This window comes from Streptococcus taonis (assembly GCF_029948085.1).
GTDB classification, from domain to species: Bacteria; Bacillota; Bacilli; order Lactobacillales; family Streptococcaceae; genus Streptococcus; species Streptococcus taonis.
Window position 1 is genome coordinate 1 of sequence record NZ_JARZZP010000033.1, and the last position, 1,114, is coordinate 1,114.

Consider the following 1,114-nt stretch of genomic DNA (forward strand, 5'->3'; position numbering starts at 1 on the left):
CGAACACAGAAGTTAAGCCCTAGAACGCCGGAAGTAGTTGGGGGTTGCCCCCTGTGAGATAAGGAAGTCGCTTAGCTCTAGGGAGTTTAGCTCAGCTGGGAGAGCATCTGCCTTACAAGCAGAGGGTCAGCGGTTCGATCCCGTTAACTCCCATAGGTCCCGTAGTGTAGCGGTTATCACGTCGCCCTGTCACGGCGAAGATCGCGGGTTCGATTCCCGTCGGGACCGTTTAAGATAACGTAAGTTATTTTAGACTCGTTAGCTCAGTTGGTAGAGCAATTGACTTTTAATCAATGGGTCACTGGTTCGAGCCCAGTACGGGTCATCATTGCGGGTTTGGCGGAATTGGCAGACGCACCAGATTTAGGATCTGGCGCTTAACGGCGTGGGGGTTCAAGTCCCTTAACCCGCATAATAGAAATAAGCCGGCTTAGCTCAGTTGGTAGAGCATCTGATTTGTAATCAGAGGGTCGCGTGTTCAAGTCATGTAGCCGGCATTTTTTTAATATAACCAAGAGGTCGATGCGAACGTAGTTCAGTGGTAGAACACCACCTTGCCAAGGTGGGGGTCGCGGGTTCGAATCCCGTCGTTCGCTTAGAGAGGCCGGGGTGGCGGAACTGGCAGACGCACAGGACTTAAAATCCTGCGATTGGTAACGATCGTACCGGTTCGATCCCGGTCCTCGGCATATAATGAGCACCCTTAGCTCAACTGGATAGAGTACCTGACTACGAATCAGGCGGTTAGAGGTTCGACTCCTCTAGGGTGCATTTTTTCTATTTAACTCGGGAAGTAGCTCAGCTTGGTAGAGTACTTGGTTTGGGACCAAGGTGTCGCAGGTTCGAATCCTGTCTTCCCGATTGATGGCGGTGTAGCTCAGCTGGCTAGAGCGTCCGGTTCATACCCGGGAGGTCGGGGGTTCGATCCCCTTCGCCGCTATAATGATCTTGTTGGACCTTTAGCTCAGCTGGTTAGAGCTCTCGGCTCATAACCGAGTGGTCGTAGGTTCAAGTCCTACAAGGTCCATTAAATACTATGGAGGATTACCCAAGTCCGGCTGAAGGGAACGGTCTTGAAAACCGTCAGGCGTGTAAAAGCGTGCGTGGGTTCGAA

The 1,114-nt window shown here is 52.0% G+C and carries 11 tRNA genes; all 11 read left to right on the forward strand.

Annotation, left to right across the window (positions count from 1 at the left end):
* The first annotated feature begins 80 nt into the window (after window positions 1-80).
* The 11 genes from QEZ38_RS09680 to QEZ38_RS09730 all read left to right on the forward strand — a co-directional run bounded on the left by QEZ38_RS09680 (window position 81) and on the right by QEZ38_RS09730 (window position 1,027).
* Window positions 81-153: transfer RNA gene (locus QEZ38_RS09680), tRNA-Val, on the forward strand.
* A 2-nt stretch (window positions 154-155) separates the two neighbouring features.
* A tRNA-Asp gene (locus QEZ38_RS09685) sits at window positions 156-228 on the forward strand.
* 24 nt (window positions 229-252) lie between these two features.
* Window positions 253-325: transfer RNA gene (locus QEZ38_RS09690), tRNA-Lys, on the forward strand.
* A gap of 5 nt (window positions 326-330) precedes the next feature.
* Window positions 331-412, forward strand: a tRNA-Leu gene (locus tag QEZ38_RS09695).
* A 12-nt stretch (window positions 413-424) separates the two neighbouring features.
* Window positions 425-497 (forward strand) — tRNA-Thr (locus tag QEZ38_RS09700).
* Window positions 498-524: 27 nt separating this feature from the next.
* A tRNA-Gly gene (locus QEZ38_RS09705) sits at window positions 525-596 on the forward strand.
* A gap of 7 nt (window positions 597-603) precedes the next feature.
* A tRNA-Leu gene (locus tag QEZ38_RS09710) sits at window positions 604-689 on the forward strand.
* An 8-nt stretch (window positions 690-697) separates the two neighbouring features.
* Window positions 698-771: transfer RNA gene (locus tag QEZ38_RS09715), tRNA-Arg, on the forward strand.
* Between the two features lie 16 nt (window positions 772-787).
* Window positions 788-861: transfer RNA gene (locus tag QEZ38_RS09720), tRNA-Pro, on the forward strand.
* Between the two features lie 5 nt (window positions 862-866).
* Window positions 867-940 (forward strand) — tRNA-Met (locus QEZ38_RS09725).
* A 13-nt stretch (window positions 941-953) separates the two neighbouring features.
* Window positions 954-1,027: transfer RNA gene (locus QEZ38_RS09730), tRNA-Ile, on the forward strand.
* Window positions 1,028-1,114: the final 87 nt, after the last annotated feature.